The organism is Acinetobacter sp. YH12132 (genome assembly GCF_013418645.1).
In the GTDB taxonomy this organism is placed as follows: Bacteria; Pseudomonadota; Gammaproteobacteria; order Pseudomonadales; family Moraxellaceae; genus Acinetobacter; species Acinetobacter indicus.
In genome coordinates this window covers 208,135-227,721 of record NZ_VPBR01000004.1, presented here as the reverse complement: position 1 = coordinate 227,721, position 19,587 = coordinate 208,135, and the positions used below count along the sequence as shown (strand labels likewise).

Sequence of the window (19,587 nt, the reverse complement as noted above, 5' to 3'; positions counted from 1 at the left end):
AGTAATAAGATGAATAACAATGCAATGGAAAAAATCGAAACTGTTTCAATCGATGAGTTACGTAGCATCCAGCTGCAACGCATGAAAAAAACGCTGCAGCATGCCTACCAGAACAGCCCGGTGTATCAAAAGAAGTTTGATGAAGCAGGGGTCCATCCTGATGATTTCAACACTTTGGAAGATCTGGCCAAATTCCCGTTTACCACCAAACAAGATTTACGTGACAACTATCCGTTTGGCATGTTTGCCGTGCCACAGGAACAGATTGTGCGCGTGCATGCCTCATCAGGTACCACCGGCCAGCCGACCGTAGTCGGGTATACCCAGCAGGATATTCAGACCTGGTCAGATGTGGTGGCGCGTTCCTTACGTGCAGCCGGTTTAAGCGCCAAAGATACCATTCAGGTGTCCTATGGTTATGGTCTGTTTACTGGCGGTTTGGGTGCGCATTATGGCGTAGAGCGCTTAGGTGCCACGGTTATTCCAATGTCGGGCGGCCAAACCGAGCGTCAGGCGCAGCTGATTCATGACTTTAAGCCTACCGCTTTAATGGTTACGCCATCTTACTGCCTGAATATTATTGAAGCGCTGGAAAAGAAATTTGGCACAGCCAAAGACTGTTCTATCCGTACCGGTATTTTTGGTGCCGAGCCGTGGACCAATGAAATGCGCAAGGAAATTGAAGAGCGCTTGGGCATTGATGCGCTGGATATTTACGGCCTGTCTGAAGTAATGGGGCCGGGTGTAGCAATGGAATGTCTGGAAAGCAAAGACGGCCCAACCATCTGGGAAGATCATTTCTATCCGGAAATTATTAATCCGGAAACCGGTGAAGTCCTGCCAGATGGTGAACTGGGCGAGCTGGTCTTTACCACCATCACCAAAGAAGGCATGCCAGTGATCCGTTACCGTACCCGTGACCTGACCCGTCTGTTACCCGGTACGGCACGCACCATGCGTCGTATGGACAAAATCGTTGGACGCAGCGATGATATGATGATTATCCGCGGTGTGAACGTGTTTCCGTCACAAATTGAAGAGCAGATTCTGCATATTCCGCAGCTGATTCCGAATTATCAGATTCATATTTGTAAACAGGGACACCTCGACACATTGCATATTCAGGCAGAAATGCGTAAAGATACCAATGATGTTATGGCGCACCAGTTGGCCGGGCAGTTAAAAGCCCAGATTAAAACCATGGTGGGCATTAGCGTGACGGTGGATGTGTTGCCGGAAGGCAGCCTGCCACGCTCAGAAGGTAAGGCGCAGCGGGTATTTGATATCCGAAAGTCTGCATAGGTTCAGTGGGCGATTGACTGCGGTCAATTGCCCTCACAAACAGGGTGTGAATACATCGCAATGAATCCAAAATTAAAACAAAGTATTGATGATTTTATTCAGCATGAAGCCTTAAGTGGCACATCGCTGATTATGACCGTATTTGGTGACTGTATTTTTCATCGCGGTGGGATTATCAGTCTGGCTAGCCTGATCCAGCTGATGGATGTGTTTGGCCTGAACGAACGTTCGGTGCGTACCGCTGTGTTTCGTCTGGTACAAAACGGCTGGCTGGTGTCGGAAAAAATTGGCCGCACCAGTTATTACCGTATTACCGAAAACAGCCGCCAGCGTTTTATTATGGCGGACCAGAAAATTTACAGCTTCCAGCACAAGGAATGGGATCAGAAATGGGATCTGGTACTGCTCAGTTCGGTCGAGCTGGAAAATAAAGCCATTTTAAAGAAAGAACTGGAATGGCTCGGTTTTGCCAATATTGCCACCAACGTGATGGCTTATCCGGGTTGTGATCATCTGAAACTGCAAAATCTGCTACTGAATCTGCAAATGACCGATCAGGTGGTGATCTTTAAAGCTGAAACCTTGCAGTTATGGCAGGAGTCGTATCCAACCATCAAACGCATGGTGGCAACCAACTGGCCAGTGCCGGAACTGCATCAGCGTTATGAAAAATTCATGGGTGATTTCCGCGAATTTCTGAATCTGGTTGATGCTGAAGATGAACTGGACCCGGTGCAAGCCTTCCAGATCCGGATTTTGCTGATTCATCAGTATCGCCGGATTTTGCTGAAAGATCCGAACCTGCCGTTTGAGCTGCTGCCATCGGACTGGTTATCGCTGAATGCACGCAACTTAAGTAGCAACCTGTATCAGCGTGTGGTCAGTGCCGGAGAAGAATTCTTTATGGAACTGGCGCGCACGTCGGAAGGTTCAATGCCACCGGCGCATCCGCAATTCTTCAAGCGTTTTGGCGGTATTAAAATAGAAGAACCCAGCTCATTGGCTTGAGCTTATTCATAGAGCTTCCTTGCCTCGTGGTGGGGAAGCATCTACTCCGCTTATTTTAAAGGAATAAAATATGCCGTGTTACTCCATTGATGGTGTGATTCCTGTGGTGCATCCGCAGGCTTATGTGCATCCAACTGCTGTACTTATTGGTGATGTGATTATTGAAGCCGGGGCTTATATTGGCCCATTTGCTGCCTTACGTGCCGACTTTGGCCGAATCCATATTCAGCAGAATGCCAATGTGCAGGATTCCTGTACCGTGCATGGTTTTCCAGACAGCGTGACGCTGGTAGAAGAATATGGCCATATCGGACATGGGGCAATTTTGCATGGCTGCATCATTCGTAAAAACGTACTGGTTGGCATGAATAGCGTGATTCTGGATGAAGCGGAAATTGGTGAAAATACCATTATTGGTGCCAACAGTACCGTAAAAGCCAAAGCCCAGATTCCGGCCAATGTCCTGGCACTTGGCAGTCCGGCTAAGGTGGTGCGGCCACTGGAAGACAAGGAAATTGCCTGGAAACGTCATGGCACCCAGCAATATATTGAACTGACTGCACGCTGTCTGCAGAGCATGCACGAGGTCGAGCCATTGCCTGAACAAACTGCCTCACGCTGTAGCTATCGTGATTTTTCCGCCGAGCATGTGATTAAAAAAAACGCTTAATTGAATATAAAAACCTGTGATCTTTAGGTATATCGCATTGTTGATCCCATAAAAAAGCGCTGAATCCATCAGCGCTTTTTTCTATCTTATCTCTACATAGACCAATATTTACACGGGCGCTTCCATCAGCACCTGACCATATTGTTCGCGTAAATCTTTTTTCAGCATTTTGCCGGTCCCGCTGAGTGGAATACTGTCAACAAAAATCACCTTGTCCGGAATCTGCCATTTGGCAACCTTATCGGCATAGTAGTCCAGCAATTCGCTTTCGGTAAGCTGACTGTCCGGCACTTTCATGGCAATCACCACCGGACGTTCATCCCATTTTGGATGGCTGGCGGCAATCACTGCGGCCATGGCAATCTCCGGATGGCACATGGCCAGATTTTCCAGTTCTACCGATGAAATCCATTCACCACCCGATTTAATCAGGTCTTTAGAACGGTCACTAATGTGCAGGAAACCATCACTGTTCAGGCTGGCAATATCACCGGTATCGAACCAGCCATCACTGGTCAGGGCAGATTCCTCTTTGCCAAAGTAACGCTCGATAATCCAGTGGCCTTTAATCTGTAAATTGCCAGTGGTCTGGCCATCACGTGGTAGCAAGTCGGTGCCTTTTTCTGCCGAAGCCAGACGTAAATCCACCCCAAATGGCGGACGACCTTGAGACAGGCGTAGCTGGGTTTTCTCCTCCGGACTGAGCAGTTCATGCTTGGCTTTGAGCTGGTTGGCAGAACCCAGCGGACTGGTTTCAGTCATGCCCCAGGCATGAATGGTGTCGCAGTTATACTGCTCTTTAAAGGTTTTCAGCATCGCTGGCGGGCAGGCTGAACCACCAACCACATTGCGGTTCATGCTTTCCAGTGTGCTGCCCGACTGTTTGGCTGCGGCCAGTAAACCTTGCCAGATGGTTGGTACCCCCAAGGCCACGGTGACTTTATAATTATCAATGAGCTGTACCAGACTGGCACCGTCCAGCCCTGGTCCCGGCAACACCAGGGTTGAGCCAACCATCGCCGCAGCATAAGGCGTGCCCCAGGCATTGACATGGAACATTGGAACCACCGGCAGCATTACATCTTTGGCCGATAAATTCAGGGAGTCGGGCAGGCTGATGCCATAACTGTGCAGCAAGGTGGAACGGTGGCTGTAGAGCACGCCTTTTGGATTACCGGTGGTGCCTGAGGTGTAGCACAGGGAACTGGCCATATTTTCATCCAGTTCTGGCCAGTCAAATGTCTTGGACTGGGCGGCAATCAAATCATCATAAAACTGAACTTCAGGCAATTTTTCCCGGACCGCATCATCCGGTGCATCCAGACAGATAAAATGCTCCACCTGCGGCAAATGCTGTTTGACCCCGACAATTAGCGGCAGGAAGGTTTTATCAAAAATCACCACCCGGTCTTGAGCATCATTAATAATAAAAATCAGCTGTTCAGGAAACAGACGCGGGTTAATGGTATGGCAGACCAGACCACTCCCGGAAATTGCATACCAGCTTTCCAGGTGACGATGATTGTTCCAAGCAATGGTTGCCACACGGTCACTCTGTTCTAGGCCCAAGGCCTGCAGTGCATTGGCAAAGTGTTTGGCATTCTCTGCCACAGCGGCCCAGTCAGTGCTGCTCATGCTGCCATCGGTATTTTTTGAAATGATGGGTGTATCGCCATGATAGCGTGCTGCATGTTCAATCAGCGAGCTAATCAATAACGGTTGATACATCATACGTCCAAGCATGTTGATATCCTTATTCCATTTTTTTGTTGTTTAAATAATGTCTTGTTTCTTGACTACTTTTCCGAGGCATCATTGCCGAAAAAGGCTGTTTTTTTCATCCTAAACACTTGCGTGATGAAATCAAGAGGGGATTACAAAAAATCTGTTTTGTGCAGACTTAAACCGAAAAATGCGCTAGCTATTTGAATATAGAGTAAAAGCTTCAATAATTATGATGAATGACGTTCAAAAGAAGTCCTTGAAATAACACTTGATCTTTTTAAAAAATGTGTTAAAAAATGAGTATAACCAATTTTGGTTATGCTTGTTTCAGGATGAAATAAGCGGCAAGAAGCTGAATGAAAAAATAATCAAAAATAGGAGTGTTAGGATGCTTCAATTATTAAAAAACTTTTTCTGCTTACATATTTATGAATATGAGCAAATGGAGGAAATTGGTGCGCATATTGAGTGTCGTAAGTGTGGGGCCAATAAATCATAGAGGGGATCAAACCAGATTCAAAAAAGAAGTGGGCTAGACTCACTTCTTTTTGTTTATACACTGCATCAACATTCGCGCAGGCTCATTTCCGCCTTTAAATATCTAAATCTCATTCCAAGCTGCTTTTTTACTGCCGTTTCAGGCTAAAATCCTGTCATCTCTCTATAACTGAATGCACATGGCCAAAGATTTTAATGCCCCGACCTATATTGTAGATGATCAGCTCAGCGATACCTTGGCCTGGCTGTGTCAGCATCAGGACTGTTTTGATGCCTTTCATTTTGATGTCATCAAGCAGGAACTCACGGTTTATCATGCCAATGGTGCCGATCTGATTAAACCGGGTATGTATCTGAATGCCAATTATGGTCTGTTAATTACCTCATAAAAAAAGCCCATCCAGAAGATGGGCTTTTTCGTGTGATGCGGATTAAACCGCCATCGCATTTACCGACAGTTCCTGAACGGTCGGTTTGGCTTTTTCCGCCACCAGTCCCAGTTTCTGGAACAGTTGACGGTCTTTACCTTCACCGGCATTCGGGGTGGTCAGCAGCTTTTCACCCGAGAACAGCGAGTTGGCACCGGCCATAAAGGCCAGAGCCTGATCTGAATCAGATAAAGATTCACGACCGGCAGACAGGCGGATATAACTGGTTGGCATGATAATGCGTGCCACGGCAATAGTACGAATCCATTCGGTGACATCGAGTTTTTCTACATCGGCCAGTGGTGTACCTTCAATTGGGACCAGCATGTTAATCGGTACAGATTCCGGATGAATCGGCAAGGTGGCCAGTTCATGTAACAGGCCAATCCGGTCCTGAGTATCTTCACCTAAACCGACAATACCGCCGCTACAGACTTTCATGCCGGCATTACGCACATGCTCTAGGGTATTTAAACGGTCATCGAAGCTGCGGGTACTAATAATATTGGCATAGTATTCGCGCGAAGTATCGAGGTTATGGTTGTAATAATCCAGGCCGGCATCTTTCAGGCGTTCTGCCTGAGACTGGTTCAGCATACCCAGCGTCATACAGGTTTCCAGACCCAGCGCTTTTACTTCACGCACCATTTCCAGCACATAAGGCATATCGCGTTCATGCGGATTGCGCCACGCTGCGCCCATACAAAAACGTGAAGAACCTGATTCCAGCGCTTCCTTGGCTTCCTGAATCACTTTTTCAACGGCAATACGTTTTTCAGCTTCCAGCTGTGAATCATAATGAGCCGATTGAGAGCAGTATTTGCAGTCTTCCGGGCATTTACCGGTTTTAATCGAGAGTAAGGTACTCACCTGAATGGTATTGGCAGCAAAATGCTCACGATGTACACGCTGCGCCTCAAAAACCAAATCTAAAAACGGTTGCTGATAAAGTGCCTCAATTTCTTCACGAGACCAATCATTACGTACCGGACGCATACTGCTCATAAGTCTGTCCCTAATTATCCATATTTTGCATACTGCATATTAAGCAAAAGCGGCAGGCGCTTCATTAGCAAAATATGACGTAATCCAAAAACAAAGTCCACCTGAAGTGGACTTTGTTGAGCGAGGGAACATGAACTTCAGCATTATTCACGATGATTGCCGTGCATGTTCTGGTTTTGCAGATCGGCGCGATGCTGTTTATTCAGCATCCGGTCATCCTGTTCATGCTGGTTGTTTTTAGGGCTATCAATAGGCCCTTGGGGTTGCTGCTGTTGCTGTTTTAAATGTTCAGTCTGCTGTTCAAGTTCCTGCTTTTGCTGTTGTTTCTGCTGCTGTTGGTTTTTATGATGCGTTTGCATAATAAATTCCTCCTGATGACAACATCTTTTCTGTTGGATTCCTCTATTGAGCCACAATTCAATACCACGCGCTGTAGGGCTTGTGTGGGGATCTGTGAGCTCAGGTAAAGAAATGAAAAATTATGCAGATTTGGTCAACTGCTCCTGAATGGCCCAGTCGATATGCACATTCACCACCTCATCATGCAGCGTTTTGGCCTGTTGCAGCTGGGCAATAATATCTGCGGAATAAGGCGCATTGCCCAGACCAATCGCAATATTGCGTTTAAAACTCTGATAACCGGTCCGTCTGAGTGGACTGCCTTCGGTGCAGGCCAGGAAGGTGGCTTCATCCCATTGCCAGAGTTCCAGCAGGCTCATCCGGTCTAGCCCATGACGCGGGGCAAAATCATCCAGCGGAGTCAGCTGGGCAAAACTGTTCCAGGGGCAAATTAACTGGCAGTCATCACAGCCAAAAACCCGGTTGCCAATCGGCCGGCGCAAATCTTCAGGAATAATTCCCTTATATTCAATGGTTAAATAGGCAATACATTTACCAGCATCCAGCACGTAGGGCTCGACAATGGCTTTGGTCGGGCAGATGTCGATACAGGCGCTACAGGAACCGCAGTGCGCCGTGGCCGGTTCATCAAACGGCAACTCAAGCGAGCTAAACAGCTCACCTAATACAAAGAATGAGCCGGATTTTTTATGAATCAGCAGGGTATGTTTACCGGTCCAGCCCATGCCGGCACTTTCGGCCAGTGATTTTTCAAAGATCGGGGCTGAATCGGCAAAAGGACGTGATTCAAAATCACCAACTTTGTCCCGAATCAGGCTGGCTAAAGTTTTAAGACGACCGCGCATGACTTTATGATAATCGCGGCCGCGGGCATAACGCGCAATAATGGCGCTATTGGGTGCATCTGGCACGTGTCGTGGTGTAGGCCGATCGACCAGATAATTCATGCGCACACAAATAATGCTCTTGGTGCCCGGCACCAGTAAGGCCGGGTTGGCACGTTTCTCCAGATTTTCGCCCAGAAAATGCATATCTGCCTGATAACCTTGTGCTAAATAGGCTTCCAAACGGGGTAATTCTGCTTGAGCATCGGGCCGGGCAATGACACAATCAGCAAAGCCCAGTGCTAAAGCCTGCGCTTTAATCCATGCTTTTAACTGGACGGGATCAAGTTGACTGACCGGAATATTCTGCATGGCAGGCGATGAGTTCATAATGACAAAACAAGGGAAAAACAATGCATCCACAAGTTTATCATAGCCGTGATATTCAAGCATGGGAGCAGCGCTGGTTTGCTCGGCAAAACTCGTCTTATGGCCTGATGCAGCAGGTGGCCTGGTCGATTGCCCAGCGCGTCATTCCCGTTTTACAGCAACATAAATATCAGACAGTGGCGGTTTGTTGCGGGCAGGGCAATAATGCCGGAGATGGCTATCTGCTGGCCAAATATTTACAGCAGGCCGGTTTTCAGGTGCATATTTATGCGGCTGAATTGGGTTCTTCACCTGATTTGCAGCAGGCTGAACACGAGGCTCGAGCGGCTGGCCTGGATATTCAATCTGGCTTTCAGTTTCAGCAGTCGTATGAGGTCTATGTTGATGCGCTGTTTGGGATTGGCCTGAATCGTGAACTGAGCGTTGAGTGGCAACAGATTATTCATCAGATGAATCAGCAGCGCGGCTTGAAAGTGGCGATTGATATTCCAAGTGGCCTGGATGCCAATTGTGGTCAGCCTTTACCCTGTGCGATTCAGGCCGATTTGACCTATAGCGTATTGGGTTTAAAAGCTGGACTCTTTACCGGTAAGGGCAAAGCCTACGCCGGACAGGTGGAGCTGATTGCCGCCATTCCTCCCGATCCTGAATTACACGCCATCGCCCAGCTGGTACCCACCCAGATTCAGTTGCCGCCACGTCAGGCTTTTGGTCATAAAGGCAGTTATGGGCATGTGCTGGTGGTCGGCGGTCATGCCGATATGGGCGGCGCGGTAATAATGGCGGCGGAAGCGGCGTTTGCGGTTGGCTGTGGCAAAGTAACCGTGGTCTGTGATGCCAAACATCATACCGCCATTTTAAGTCGCGCTCCGAATATCATGCTGCGTGATATTAACAGCTTGCAGGATGATGCCATTGAACAGCTGCTACAGCAGGTCGATGCCATCTGTTTTGGTATGGGACTTGGACGTGATGACTGGGCGGCTTGTCAATATGCGATGTGGTTGCCGAAACTGTTACAGGCTGAACTGGAACGGGTACTCGATGCCGATGCCTTATGGTTTCTGGCCGCACATCCGCAGCAGTTACCTGAAGGTAGTTATTTAACGCCACATCCGGGTGAGGCGGCGAAACTTTTAGGCCTAACGACAATGGAAGTTGAGCAGAACCGCTTACAGGCTATTCAGGAATTACAGGCTCGTTATGGCGGCCAGTGGGTGCTTAAAGGCGCGGGCAGCCTGATTCTGGAAGATCAGCTCTGGCTATGTACTGCCGGCAATGCCGGAATGGGCACAGGTGGCATGGGCGATGTCCTGTCCGGCATGATCGCCAGTTTAAAAGCGCAATATCATACTGAACTCAGTTTACATGAGATTGTCACTTTACATGCGCAAGCTGGAGATGTACTGGCGGAATCCGGTATGCGCGGACTTCAGGCACAGCAGATGAATCAGGCCATTTATCAGGTCGTGAACAGGTGAGAGATGCAAGCACTTAAAATTATTATTCAGGGAAATGTGCAGGGCGTGGGGTATCGCCGCTGGTTTGAACAGCAGGCGCAAGAACTGCAGCTAACCGGCTATGTCAAAAATCTGGACAATGGTGATGTCGAAGCAGAAATTATTGGCGAGGAAATGCAGATTCAGGAAATTCTGAAACGCAGTCTGGTTGGACCATTGCGGGCACAGGTCACTAAAATTGAGCGCATCCCGTTTGATCCGGCAGAACGTGAATACACCCATTTCCAGATGATCCGTTAAGTAGAAACTCCCGATTTGGACATCCCCTCACCGGGATCAAGATGGCTTCCAGTTAGCGCCGTCTGCTGCTAGAACGGCTACGGCCGCGCGCCATACCACCCAGGGCATTCAGTACCGCCATTTTGCTCATACTGCCGGAGGCGTGGGCATGGCAGATGGCAGCGGCCAGCGCATCAGCTGCATCAGCTTGCGGTTTAATGCTTAAATTTAACAGCTTCATCACCATCATCTGCACCTGTTCTTTATCGGCTGCCCCATAGCCGACCACAGACTGCTTGATTTGGCGGGCGGTATATTCCGCCACCTGTAAATCCAGATTGGTCAGTGCGGCAATGGCAGCACCACGCGCTTGACCCAGTTTCAGTGCCGAGTCCGGGTTTTGCGCCATAAAAACCTGTTCAACTGCGGCCTCAGTCGGGCCATGAAATTTTACAATCCGGTCAATACCACCAAAAATACGTTTCAGGCGTTCAGGCATTTCCGTGGTTTCGGTCCGAATGGTGCCGGCATCTACAAAACGCAATTTTGAGCCATCACGCTCAATAATGCCGTAACCGGTAAGCCGGGAACCGGGATCGATACCAATAATCAGTGACATGCCAAGCCTTAAAAAATTACATCAAAATGAATTATATGATTTTACAGCGGTATTGTGTGAGGGAATTTGCAGCAACCGGTGCGGATACTCAAGACTATCAATAATGCTTCAAACTCGCTGGAGCTGCTATTAAAAATAGCAGGGACAATATATAGGTTATCTTGGTAAAAAAGGCTGCATCTTCATTTTGGCTTAAGTTTCGGGGTTTATACTGTACATCTACAGTCAAAAGCCGTGCAGTACAGTGGCCGCGGCAGTGTTTATCGGGCTGTGGCTGCTGCTCGTGTATGCGGCTTATGTTTATTTTTATCGTGCTACAGCATAAAGCTCAGGTCTGTCATTGAAAATATTAATGACAGGCCTGCACTTTAAAAATAGAATAATGCCCATATTGTTACATAAGCGTGTCAAAAAAAGCTTGATGCTGATTAAGCAGTTGATGCCTGCACTCTATTTATTTTGTTGAGATTAGATTAATTTTCATGAAATTATTTCTTATTATTCTGGCTGGTTTAATTCTGGAAGTATTCGTCTGGATCGGCGTGGGTGACCTGGTCGGTAGCATGTGGTACGTGTTCTTCTGGTTTATTGCCGCCTTCTTTATTGGTATGAATCTGATCCGTAAGTATTCTGCGGGCATCATGCCACAAATGCAGCAGATGCAGATGGGACAAATGAGTGCAGATCCGGCATTAAGCAATAACTTGCCTAAAATCTTTGCAGGTTTCCTGCTGTTGATTCCAGGTCTGATCACCGATGTGCTGGCTGTGCTGATTATGATTCCGGGCGTACAAAATGCCTTTAAAGCGGCCATGATGAAAGCGATGATGAAACGTCAGCAAGCCATGATGAACCAGATGATGGGGGGCATGATGGGCGATATGAATGGCATGGGTGGTGGTGCACAAGGCCAGAATCCATTTGCTGATCTGATGCGTCAGATGCAGGACATGCAAAACCAGCAGGCGGGCCGCGACTCGACTATTATTGATGGTGAAGCGCGCGAAGTGACGCCAGAAGCAAAAAAAATTGAAATGAAAGATGTGAATAAACACTAAGCCATCTTTATTTGAAAAACCGGATCTGCAAGGATTCGGTTTTTTTATGCTTGCAGTGCTCGTATATTTTTGAACGGGCGATATAATAAATGACTTTTTAAGCTTCTCCCTGTGTTATGTCCTTACTGTTGACCATTTGTGCCTTACATTTTGTGGCACAGCTTAGTCCCGGCCCCGATATTATTCTGATTGCCAAAAGCTCGGCATCGACCACACGTCGCAATACCATTCATATTATTGCCGGAATTTCATTGGGCATTGTGCTGTGGGTGGTTTTAACCCTGCTGGGCTTTACCGTTCTGGTCGAGCAGTTTCCATGGATTCAGCAGGTATTGATGCTGATAGGCGGTTTGTTTCTGGCGAAAATGGGCTGGGCCATGCTCAGTGGCGGACTACGCAGTTTAAAACAGTCTAGTGCACTGGAGGATGTGCAGGCACAGAGCTCTGCACAGAAAAACTATTTTTTACTGGGCCTGTTCACCAATTTATCTAATCCTAAAACCCTGATTTATTTTAGCAGTGTATTTTCATTGGCGCTCAGTTCATCGGCCAGTGATTATTTAAAAGCACAGCTGGCAGTGATTATTCCGCTGCAAACCTTCCTGACCTTTGTGTTGCTGATGCTGTTATTGTCACAGCCGAAAATTAAGGCGGTGTACCAGCGTTCAGGCAGTTATATTGATATTTTATCGGGCGCCTTATTCCTGATTTTTGCCCTGTGGCTGGGCTATGACGCCATCGGTATGTTCTGATTCAGAATCTGGCTGATCCTGTTCACTAACCAAAGCAGAAACAGCCGTTTCTGCTTTTTTATGGGCAGATGAATAACGGTTTGGTGCCAGAGTGGTTTCGGTATTTTCAGAGCCATGAAAACGGCGGCTGCGGTTGGCGCGTTCGCGTAATCCGCCTTTTTTGATCAGTTGTACCATCTTCATCCTCCTGTATTTCAGTCCGCTAGTTTAAACAAAAGGGCAGCCGGATGCATCTGACTTAAGAGTAGTCCGATAAAATTATTGGCAGAGAATACGGTGTTAAAGCAGCAGCTTAAGTGTCTGAAAGCGTGCATAAAAAGATAAATAAAGTCAACAAAAGCAGGCAGGGTTTACTTAAGCTTACATAGACTCACCAGTAATAGAGCTTGCTATGCTACACAGGCTCACATAAGATAAAACAATATTACAAAAAGCGTTTTTCGCATGATGTAAAAATAAAAACAAGAATTACAGTAAATTAGGAGAACTGCCTATGCTGTACCATCAATACCATTGCTCATGTTGCAATCAAGTGGTGGCGTCAACAGAAAAAGAATGTCCAAATTGCGGTTCACACAATATTCGTAGTCCTTATGGTTTCTGGATGTTCTGTATTTTAAGTTGTCTGGCCTTTGCGGTTATTTTTAAAGTCGTGCATGTCTATTTGCAGGACCATCAGGAAACCCCGACACAGCCGACTTTATTGGAAGTCTTAAAACAGGAATCCAGCTAACTGGATTCCTTGAATCTGATGAGCTTAACTCAACTTTCGTTTAGCGGGATGACGCCAGAAAAGCGGCCTGATTCAGCACCGACAGTTCAGTATTAATGTCAAAAATTTTCCCGTGAATCTTGTCGATGCCAAAACTTTGCAGACGCGCCGTATGCATCTGTAAATATTGTTCTGCATGATGCTTTGTATCAAACAGGTAAATCCCGCCAGCCTGCTGGGTGTCACTATTTTCGGTCCAGATTTTCCAGATGAGACCTGGTTCCTGGTTAATACTGGCTGCCAGCTCGCGATAGGCCGTGGCCATTTCTGCGCCAAAAGGGCCATTTGAAGGGAAATCAACCTGAAGAATTACCACCATCATGTTCATCCTGTTTTAAATGTTCCATCTTATTGTAAACAGTTTATGTTTTTATAAAATGATATTTCTGCCCAGAGTTGCGATAAAGCAGACAATAAAAGACCCATCACGTGGATGGGTCTTTTAATATCTTCAGAGCTTAAAGGCCAGCAGCGGCTTTTAAGATATCGACTTTGTCGGTTTTTTCCCAGGTAAAGGCAGTGTCTGAACCTTCGCGGCCAAAGTGACCGTAGGCAGCAGTCTGCTTGTACATTGGTTGTAACAGGTCCAGCATACGGGTAATGCCGTATGGACGCAGGTCAAAGTGTTCACGAACTAGCTGAACAATCAGTTCATCAGCCACTTTACCGGTGTTAAAGGTGTTAATTGAAATTGAAGTTGGCTCCGCCACACCAATTGCATAAGACACCTGAATTTCACATTTGTCTGCCAGGCCAGCAGCGACAATATTTTTCGCCACATAACGACCCGCATAAGCAGCAGAGCGGTCTACTTTCGATGGGTCTTTACCAGAGAAGGCACCACCACCATGACGCGCCATACCACCGTAGGTATCTACAATAATTTTACGGCCAGTCAGACCACAGTCACCCACTGGGCCACCAATCACAAACATTCCGGTCGGGTTGATGTGGAATTTGGTGTCAGCATGGAACATGTCCGCAGGGATGATCTTTTTCACGATTTCTTCAATCACAGCTTCTTTCAGCTGTGCTTGACTAATTTCAGGATCATGCTGGGTTGACAGCACCACCGCATCTAAACGTACTGGTTTGCCATTTTCATAGGCAAAAGTCACCTGGCTTTTCGCATCTGGACGTAACCAAGGCAGGGCACCGCTACGACGCAGTTCAGCCTGTTTTTCCATTAAGCGATGCGCATAAGAAATTGGCGCAGGCATCAGCACATCCGTTTCACGGCTGGCATAACCAAACATCAAGCCCTGGTCGCCGGCACCCTGATCTTCAGGTTTTTGACGGTCTACACCTTGGGCAATTTCTGGTGACTGCTTACCAATCATGTTAATCACGGCACAGGTTGAACCATCAAAGCCGAGGTCAGAATGATGATAGCCAATACCATTTACGGTTTGACGTACAATCGCTTCAAAGTCCACATTGGCTGTGGTTGTGATTTCACCCGCAAGTACGACCGCACCGGTTTTTACAAGCGTTTCACAAGCAACCCGCGCATATGGGTCTTCTTTTAAGATTGCATCCAAAATGGCATCACTGATTTGGTCAGCCATTTTATCTGGATGGCCTTCGCTTACAGATTCCGAGGTAAATACAGCGTACTCGCGCATAAGTCCTATCACAGTTATTTCAAAAGACGCAATATGTTACATCGAGTTAGACTTTAGGACTAGCTCAATACGACCAAATTGGCTGAATTTATTTCAATTCAATGACTTTTTATCTGATATAGGCATTTAAAAAACTGATATAAAATCCAAAACGGTATAGATTCATCATCCGGATAAACTTGAGTTTTAATTCAATAAATCACTATTTTAAAAGCGGCTGTATTCTTATAATTTATATTAGGAATCAACCAATTATCTTGTTTTTAGAGTTTTGGGAAAATGCTGTCTGTCGTCTTTTGGTCGTCATCATGCTCTAAAATGAAGTCTGTTACTGTTGAGCAGGATTGTGCAGTTTTGAATTAAATTGAATGAATTTCACAATGAGCGCTTTTTTGTATAAAAAACCATCCAAACAGGTCAGTTATGTAACGGGAAAATCCGGATGAGCTACCCGGTTATTCGCCAGAAATTCAATTTTCTCATGCCTCTAGCCAGGAATTGTACGAAAATGCGCAGGCAAACGAATAAATACCGAAAAATTACCGCTGAGGCTTTACCCCATACGCTTTTTTTAAGACAATAGACGTGTTTTGAATTCCTATTCATCTTCCTTTATTAAACGATTTATTTGGACTCTGACCTATGACGACCCCGCTTAATGAACGTCGTATTGCAAACGCAATTCGTGTATTGGCTATGGATGCCGTGCAAAAAGCAAATTCCGGACATCCAGGTGCGCCGATGGGGATGGCAGACATCGCTGACGTGGTGTGGCGTGAATTTTTAAATCATAACCCGACGAACCCACAATGGGCTAACCGCGACCGTTTTGTTTTATCCAATGGTCATGGCTCTATGCTGCATTATGCGCTGTTACATTTAACCGGTTATGATCTTTCAATTGAAGATTTAAAAGCATTCCGTCAACTACACTCTAAAACACCAGGTCACCCGGAATACGGCTATGCACCAGGGGTTGAAACCACCACTGGTCCACTTGGTCAGGGTATTGCCAATGCGGTTGGTTTTGCTCTGGCTGAAAAGACGCTGGCAGCGCAGTTCAATAAAGATGATATGCAAGTGGTTGACCATTACACCTACTGTTTCCTGGGTGATGGCTGCCTGATGGAAGGTATTTCTCACGAAGTATGTTCACTGGCCGGTACTTTAGGTCTGGGTAAACTGGTGGTTTACTATGATGACAACGGCATTTCAATTGATGGTGAAGTTGAAGGCTGGTTCTCTGATGACACTGAACAACGCTTCCTGTCTTATGGCTGGCAAGTGCTGAAAGTTGATGGTCATGATGCAGATGCTATTCGTGAAGCAACTGTGGCTGCCAAAGCTGAAACTGCTAAACCAACCATTATTATCTGTAAAACCATTATCGGTTTAGGTTCACCAAACAAACAGGGTAAAGAAGATTGCCACGGTGCACCGCTGGGTAATGATGAAATCGTGTTAACCCGCGAAGCGCTGGGCTGGACCGATGAAGCGTTTGTAATTCCTGAAGATGTGTATGCTGCTTGGGATGCCAAAACCAAAGGTGCTGAAACTGAAGCTGCCTGGAATGCTACTTTTGCTGCCTATGCAGCAAAATATCCTGCAGAAGCGGCTGAATTAAAACGCCGTTTAAGCGGTGAATTACCAGCAGAATTCCTGGCACAGGCCGATGCCTATATTGCTGAAGTGAACGCGAAAGCAGAAACCATTGCGACCCGTAAAGCCAGCCAGAATACGCTACAGGCTTTTGGTCCATTATTACCTGAATTATTGGGTGGTTCTGCGGACCTGGCTGGTTCAAACCTGACGCTTTGGAAAGGTTGCCAGGGCGTACAAGACAATGCCGCAGGTAACTATGTGCACTACGGCGTACGTGAATTTGGTATGACCGCGATTGCCAACGGTGTGGCGCTGCACGGCGGTTTCATTCCTTATGTAGCAACATTCTTAATGTTCATGGAATATGCGCGTAATGCCGTGCGTATGTCTGCGTTAATGAAGCAACGCGTAATTCATGTTTATACCCATGATTCGATCGGTCTGGGTGAAGATGGTCCTACGCACCAGCCAATTGAGCAGATTGCATCGTTACGTGGTACGCCAAACCTGAACACATGGCGTCCATGTGATACGGTTGAAGCAGCGATTTCCTGGAAATCTGCTTTAAGCCGTGCGGAAGGTCCATCTGCGTTAATCTTCTCTCGTCAAAACCTGCCATTCCAGGCGCGTACTCAAGCACAAATTGAAAACGCGGCCAAAGGTGGTTATGTGCTGGCTGAAGAAAAAGGTGAATTGAAAGCAATCATCATTGCGACTGGTTCTGAAGTGGCCTTGGCGATGGAAGCACATGCACAGCTTGAAGGTGTGCGTGTTGTATCTATGCCATGTGCTGAAGAATTCATGCAGCAAGATGCGGCGTATCGTGAAGCAGTTCTGCCATCTAATATCCGTGCCCGTGTTGCGGTTGAAGCAGCGCATGTCGATTACTGGTGGAAATTTGTGGGTCTGGACGGCCGCGTGATTGGTATGACCACTTACGGCGAATCTGCACCAGCCAAAGATTTGTTCCAGCACTTTGGTATTACTACTGAAGCAGTGGTTGCTGCAGTGAAAGAACTGACGGCTTAATCGCTCAGACATTTCAAAAAGACGCTCCGAATGGGGCGTTTTTTTATGCTAGTTTTAAAGGCTGAACAATATAAAAGAAGACCCTCATGACAGCAATCAGTATTGTGCCTTTGGCACAGACCAGTCAGCCGCAATGGCAAGCACTTTGGGCCGGTTATCAGGCCTTTTATCAAACCCGGTTATCAGATGAACTGAGTGCCCATACCTGGCAGCGTCTGACATCAGCCGAGTCTGCGCATATGTATGGTTTTGCGGCACTGTTTGAACAGCAGATGGTCGGCTTTGTTCATGTGATTGAACATGACAGCTGCTGGACATTCAGGCCTTATGCCTATTTGCAGGATTTATTTACTCACCCCGATTATCGCGGGCAGGGTGTGGCCAGATTACTGATTGAACAGGTCTATATGGAAGCCAAAAAACGCCAGTGCGACCGGGTTTACTGGCTGACACAAGAAGCCAATCAAACTGCACAAATATTGTATGATAAAGTGGCACACAAGACCGGATTTATTCAATATAAACAGGGTCTATAAACAGCATCCATGCGTTAATCGTTTCATTGCTGCAACAGAACGTTTTATCTGTAGCAATGAACTCTAACAAGAAATCTATACACTAATAAGCATTCAAAAAGCGAGATAAAAGCATGAACTTTAAAGCACTTGTACTTGGTTTGGCGGTTACTTCAGTAGCAACAGCTGCGTTGGCAAAACCAGTGGCGTATCAAATTGACCCGACCCATACTGCAACTGTATTTAGCTGGGATCACTTTGGTTTCTCTACGCCATCAGGTAACTTCTCTAACATTCAAGGTACCATTAATGTTGATGAGAAACAGCCAGAAAAATCATCTGTAAACGTGACTATTCCATTAAACAGCCTGAACACCAACGTCAAAGCGCTGGATGAGCACTTAATGGCAGCAGACTGGTTTGATGCAGCAAAATATCCAACTATTACTTTCAAAAGTACCAAAGTTGAAACTCAGGACAAAAAGAACTTTAAAATCACAGGTGATTTAACCGTGAAAGGTGTAACGAAACCTGTAGTTCTGGATGCAGTACTGAACAAACAGGGTCCACATCCAATGACCAAAGCGGCAACTGTTGGTTTTAATGCCACTACGTCATTTGACCGTTCAGCATTTGGTATCGCCGGTTTTGTACCAAATGTAGGTGATAAAATTACTGTAAACATCACCACTGAAGCTTCTGTTGCTGCGAAAAAATAATTGCAAAAACAGCTAAAAAAAGCACCCGCTTCAGGGTGCTTTTTTTATGACGATGATAAATGTAAGGGCAATCTAAAGCTTCCGGTCAGCTTTGAGATTTTAAGCCGGCCAGAAACTGACCCAGAACCGTCGCGCTGACCTGTTGCAGTTGCGGCGCGTATTGCTGATGAGCGGCGCGTAAGGCGGGAATATTAATCTGGGCCTGACGTAATTCACAGGTATGGCCAATCAGCCATTTTTCTAAACTGTCTGCTGCAACTTCAGCATGAAACTGTAGTGCCAGAATATGTGGTCCGACCCGGAATGCCTGATTCGGATACAGGTCGGAGCTGGCCAGTAATTCAGCCTGTGCTGGTAAATCAAAAGTATCGCCGTGCCAATGCAACACCGGTGTGTTGGCTAATGCCGCCAGTGGATGATGGACGGCATCTGCCAGACTGAGGCGGCTCCAGCCAATTTCTTTGGCATGGCCAGCATAGACTTTGGCACCCAAGGCATGAGCAATGAGCTGTGCACCCAAACAAATACCAATAGTGGGTAAATTCCTCTCTAAACGTACTTTTAGTAAGTCTATTTCTTGTTGTAAGAAAGGGTAGTCTGTGGTTTCATAAATGCCAATTGGGCCACCCAAAATAATCACTAATCCTTCATGTGCAAACGCCTTTTCTAGATTTTCCACACCAGCTTCAAAATACCGTACCCGTAAACCTTGTTCATACAGGACATCTTCCCACGCGCCGAGGTCTTCAAATGCAAGATGTTGAATGGCATAGACAGTGTCGGGTAAATCGAACATGGCAGATACTTCAGGCTGAAAGGGAGATTTAATGTAACGTGAAATAATCCTGAACTAAAGTGTAATACTTTAATAAAGGATAGATTTTTAATTTGATCTTCCGGTTTATAACACGCTGAAAGAGCGTGCTGCGAAAGTCATAGCATTTTAT

General features: G+C 46.5%; 21 protein-coding genes. 12 read left to right on the top strand and 9 right to left on the bottom strand.

The annotated features are described in order from the left end of the window. Window positions 1-9 precede the first annotated feature (9 nt). From paaK to FTU67_RS06705, 3 genes are all read left to right on the top strand, one after another. Window positions 10-1,302 (top strand): phenylacetate--CoA ligase PaaK, encoded by a 1,293-nt coding sequence (gene paaK, locus FTU67_RS06715; protein ID WP_005177377.1) that lies wholly within the window; start codon window positions 10-12, stop codon window positions 1,300-1,302. Between the two features lie 60 nt (window positions 1,303-1,362). Next, window positions 1,363-2,310: a phenylacetic acid degradation operon negative regulatory protein PaaX gene (gene paaX / locus FTU67_RS06710; protein ID WP_005177380.1), complete on the top strand. Its 948-nt coding sequence runs from the start codon at window positions 1,363-1,365 to the stop codon at window positions 2,308-2,310. Between the two features lie 70 nt (window positions 2,311-2,380). Continuing rightward, window positions 2,381-2,980: a gamma carbonic anhydrase family protein gene (locus FTU67_RS06705; protein ID WP_180061574.1), complete on the top strand. Its 600-nt coding sequence runs from the start codon at window positions 2,381-2,383 to the stop codon at window positions 2,978-2,980. A 108-nt stretch (window positions 2,981-3,088) separates the two neighbouring features. Here the strand turns inward: FTU67_RS06705 and FTU67_RS06700 are convergent, their stop codons facing one another. After that, on the bottom strand, window positions 3,089-4,723 hold the full coding sequence (locus tag FTU67_RS06700) for a long-chain-fatty-acid--CoA ligase (protein WP_180061573.1): 1,635 nt from the start codon (window positions 4,721-4,723) through the stop codon (window positions 3,089-3,091). A 659-nt stretch (window positions 4,724-5,382) separates the two neighbouring features. Here FTU67_RS06700 and FTU67_RS06695 point away from each other — a divergent pair. Next, a complete protein-coding gene (locus FTU67_RS06695; RefSeq protein ID WP_075166751.1) occupies window positions 5,383-5,592 on the top strand; it encodes a hypothetical protein in 210 nt (69 codons plus the stop codon). A 42-nt stretch (window positions 5,593-5,634) separates the two neighbouring features. Here the strand turns inward: FTU67_RS06695 and bioB are convergent, their stop codons facing one another. The 3 genes from bioB to queG form a co-directional block, all read right to left on the bottom strand. Continuing rightward, window positions 5,635-6,636 carry a biotin synthase BioB gene (gene bioB / locus FTU67_RS06690; RefSeq protein ID WP_180061572.1) on the bottom strand — a complete coding sequence of 334 codons (1,002 nt, stop codon included), beginning with the start codon at window positions 6,634-6,636 and terminating at the stop codon, window positions 5,635-5,637. A gap of 143 nt (window positions 6,637-6,779) precedes the next feature. After that, window positions 6,780-6,995 carry a hypothetical protein gene (locus FTU67_RS06685; protein WP_005177388.1) on the bottom strand — a complete coding sequence of 72 codons (216 nt, stop codon included), beginning with the start codon at window positions 6,993-6,995 and terminating at the stop codon, window positions 6,780-6,782. A 120-nt stretch (window positions 6,996-7,115) separates the two neighbouring features. Further along, a complete protein-coding gene (queG, locus tag FTU67_RS06680) occupies window positions 7,116-8,192 on the bottom strand; it encodes a tRNA epoxyqueuosine(34) reductase QueG (protein WP_163146317.1) in 1,077 nt (358 codons plus the stop codon). Window positions 8,193-8,233: 41 nt separating this feature from the next. Here queG and FTU67_RS06675 point away from each other — a divergent pair, with 41 nt between their 5' ends. Next, a complete protein-coding gene (locus FTU67_RS06675) occupies window positions 8,234-9,691 on the top strand; it encodes an NAD(P)H-hydrate dehydratase (protein WP_180061571.1) in 1,458 nt (485 codons plus the stop codon). Window positions 9,692-9,694: 3 nt separating this feature from the next. Further along, window positions 9,695-9,970, top strand: a complete 276-nt coding sequence (locus tag FTU67_RS06670; protein ID WP_005177399.1) for an acylphosphatase — start codon at window positions 9,695-9,697, stop codon at window positions 9,968-9,970. A 52-nt stretch (window positions 9,971-10,022) separates the two neighbouring features. Here the strand turns inward: FTU67_RS06670 and ruvC are convergent, their stop codons facing one another. Further along, window positions 10,023-10,568: a crossover junction endodeoxyribonuclease RuvC gene (ruvC, locus tag FTU67_RS06665; protein ID WP_045795787.1), complete on the bottom strand. Its 546-nt coding sequence runs from the start codon at window positions 10,566-10,568 to the stop codon at window positions 10,023-10,025. 482 nt (window positions 10,569-11,050) lie between these two features. On the opposite strand from ruvC, the gene FTU67_RS06660 reads away from it, so the two are divergent. Further along, window positions 11,051-11,626 carry an FxsA family protein gene (locus tag FTU67_RS06660; RefSeq protein ID WP_016658253.1) on the top strand — a complete coding sequence of 192 codons (576 nt, stop codon included), beginning with the start codon at window positions 11,051-11,053 and terminating at the stop codon, window positions 11,624-11,626. A gap of 116 nt (window positions 11,627-11,742) precedes the next feature. Beyond that, on the top strand, window positions 11,743-12,378 hold the full coding sequence (locus FTU67_RS06655) for a LysE family transporter (RefSeq protein WP_005177415.1): 636 nt from the start codon (window positions 11,743-11,745) through the stop codon (window positions 12,376-12,378). On the opposite strand, the gene FTU67_RS06650 is transcribed toward FTU67_RS06655, so the two are convergent. Further along, window positions 12,325-12,555 (bottom strand): hypothetical protein, encoded by a 231-nt coding sequence (locus FTU67_RS06650; protein ID WP_005177416.1) that lies wholly within the window; start codon window positions 12,553-12,555, stop codon window positions 12,325-12,327. The genes FTU67_RS06655 and FTU67_RS06650 overlap by 54 nt on opposite strands. A 319-nt stretch (window positions 12,556-12,874) precedes the next feature. On the opposite strand from FTU67_RS06650, the gene FTU67_RS06645 reads away from it, so the two are divergent. Continuing rightward, window positions 12,875-13,111: a hypothetical protein gene (locus tag FTU67_RS06645; RefSeq protein ID WP_370459256.1), complete on the top strand. Its 237-nt coding sequence runs from the start codon at window positions 12,875-12,877 to the stop codon at window positions 13,109-13,111. 40 nt (window positions 13,112-13,151) lie between these two features. On the opposite strand, the gene FTU67_RS06640 is transcribed toward FTU67_RS06645, so the two are convergent. Continuing rightward, window positions 13,152-13,472, bottom strand: coding sequence for a monooxygenase (locus FTU67_RS06640; RefSeq protein WP_306669562.1), 321 nt, complete (start codon window positions 13,470-13,472; stop codon window positions 13,152-13,154). A gap of 136 nt (window positions 13,473-13,608) precedes the next feature. Then, window positions 13,609-14,775: a methionine adenosyltransferase gene (gene metK / locus FTU67_RS06635; RefSeq protein WP_005177421.1), complete on the bottom strand. Its 1,167-nt coding sequence runs from the start codon at window positions 14,773-14,775 to the stop codon at window positions 13,609-13,611. Window positions 14,776-15,417: 642 nt separating this feature from the next. Between metK and tkt the strand changes: the two genes are divergently transcribed. From tkt to FTU67_RS06620, 3 genes are all read left to right on the top strand, one after another. Continuing rightward, window positions 15,418-17,406 (top strand): transketolase, encoded by a 1,989-nt coding sequence (gene tkt, locus FTU67_RS06630; protein WP_005177422.1) that lies wholly within the window; start codon window positions 15,418-15,420, stop codon window positions 17,404-17,406. An 86-nt stretch (window positions 17,407-17,492) separates the two neighbouring features. Continuing rightward, the gene (locus tag FTU67_RS06625) at window positions 17,493-17,942 is read left to right on the top strand and encodes an N-acetyltransferase (RefSeq protein ID WP_180061569.1); all 450 of its coding nucleotides are present in this window, start codon (window positions 17,493-17,495) and stop codon (window positions 17,940-17,942) included. 113 nt (window positions 17,943-18,055) lie between these two features. After that, window positions 18,056-18,640 (top strand): YceI family protein, encoded by a 585-nt coding sequence (locus FTU67_RS06620; protein WP_005177424.1) that lies wholly within the window; start codon window positions 18,056-18,058, stop codon window positions 18,638-18,640. Window positions 18,641-18,725: 85 nt separating this feature from the next. Here FTU67_RS06620 and FTU67_RS06615 read toward each other — a convergent pair whose 3' ends face one another. Further along, window positions 18,726-19,436 (bottom strand): glutamine amidotransferase, encoded by a 711-nt coding sequence (locus FTU67_RS06615; protein WP_180061568.1) that lies wholly within the window; start codon window positions 19,434-19,436, stop codon window positions 18,726-18,728. Between the last annotated feature and the right edge of the window lie 151 nt (window positions 19,437-19,587).

Coding starts and splice junctions, on each gene's coding strand:
- FTU67_RS06625 (WP_180061569.1), top strand. CDS start 17,493: ATGACAGCAATCAGTATTGTGCCTTTGGCACAGACCAGTCAGCCGCAA.
- FTU67_RS06695 (WP_075166751.1), top strand. CDS start 5,383: ATGGCCAAAGATTTTAATGCCCCGACCTATATTGTAGATGATCAGCTC.
- FTU67_RS06660 (WP_016658253.1), top strand. CDS start 11,051: ATGAAATTATTTCTTATTATTCTGGCTGGTTTAATTCTGGAAGTATTC.
- paaK (WP_005177377.1), top strand. CDS start 10: ATGAATAACAATGCAATGGAAAAAATCGAAACTGTTTCAATCGATGAG.
- FTU67_RS06675 (WP_180061571.1), top strand. CDS start 8,234: ATGCATCCACAAGTTTATCATAGCCGTGATATTCAAGCATGGGAGCAG.
- FTU67_RS06620 (WP_005177424.1), top strand. CDS start 18,056: ATGAACTTTAAAGCACTTGTACTTGGTTTGGCGGTTACTTCAGTAGCA.
- queG (WP_163146317.1), bottom strand. CDS start 8,192: ATGCAGAATATTCCGGTCAGTCAACTTGATCCCGTCCAGTTAAAAGCA.
- ruvC (WP_045795787.1), bottom strand. CDS start 10,568: ATGTCACTGATTATTGGTATCGATCCCGGTTCCCGGCTTACCGGTTAC.
- FTU67_RS06650 (WP_005177416.1), bottom strand. CDS start 12,555: ATGGTACAACTGATCAAAAAAGGCGGATTACGCGAACGCGCCAACCGC.
- metK (WP_005177421.1), bottom strand. CDS start 14,775: ATGCGCGAGTACGCTGTATTTACCTCGGAATCTGTAAGCGAAGGCCAT.
- FTU67_RS06640 (WP_306669562.1), bottom strand. CDS start 13,472: ATGATGGTGGTAATTCTTCAGGTTGATTTCCCTTCAAATGGCCCTTTT.
- paaX (WP_005177380.1), top strand. CDS start 1,363: ATGAATCCAAAATTAAAACAAAGTATTGATGATTTTATTCAGCATGAA.
- FTU67_RS06670 (WP_005177399.1), top strand. CDS start 9,695: ATGCAAGCACTTAAAATTATTATTCAGGGAAATGTGCAGGGCGTGGGG.
- bioB (WP_180061572.1), bottom strand. CDS start 6,636: ATGAGCAGTATGCGTCCGGTACGTAATGATTGGTCTCGTGAAGAAATT.
- FTU67_RS06615 (WP_180061568.1), bottom strand. CDS start 19,436: ATGTTCGATTTACCCGACACTGTCTATGCCATTCAACATCTTGCATTT.
- FTU67_RS06685 (WP_005177388.1), bottom strand. CDS start 6,995: ATGCAAACGCATCATAAAAACCAACAGCAGCAGAAACAACAGCAAAAG.
- tkt (WP_005177422.1), top strand. CDS start 15,418: ATGACGACCCCGCTTAATGAACGTCGTATTGCAAACGCAATTCGTGTA.
- FTU67_RS06705 (WP_180061574.1), top strand. CDS start 2,381: ATGCCGTGTTACTCCATTGATGGTGTGATTCCTGTGGTGCATCCGCAG.
- FTU67_RS06700 (WP_180061573.1), bottom strand. CDS start 4,723: ATGCTTGGACGTATGATGTATCAACCGTTATTGATTAGCTCGCTGATT.
- FTU67_RS06655 (WP_005177415.1), top strand. CDS start 11,743: ATGTCCTTACTGTTGACCATTTGTGCCTTACATTTTGTGGCACAGCTT.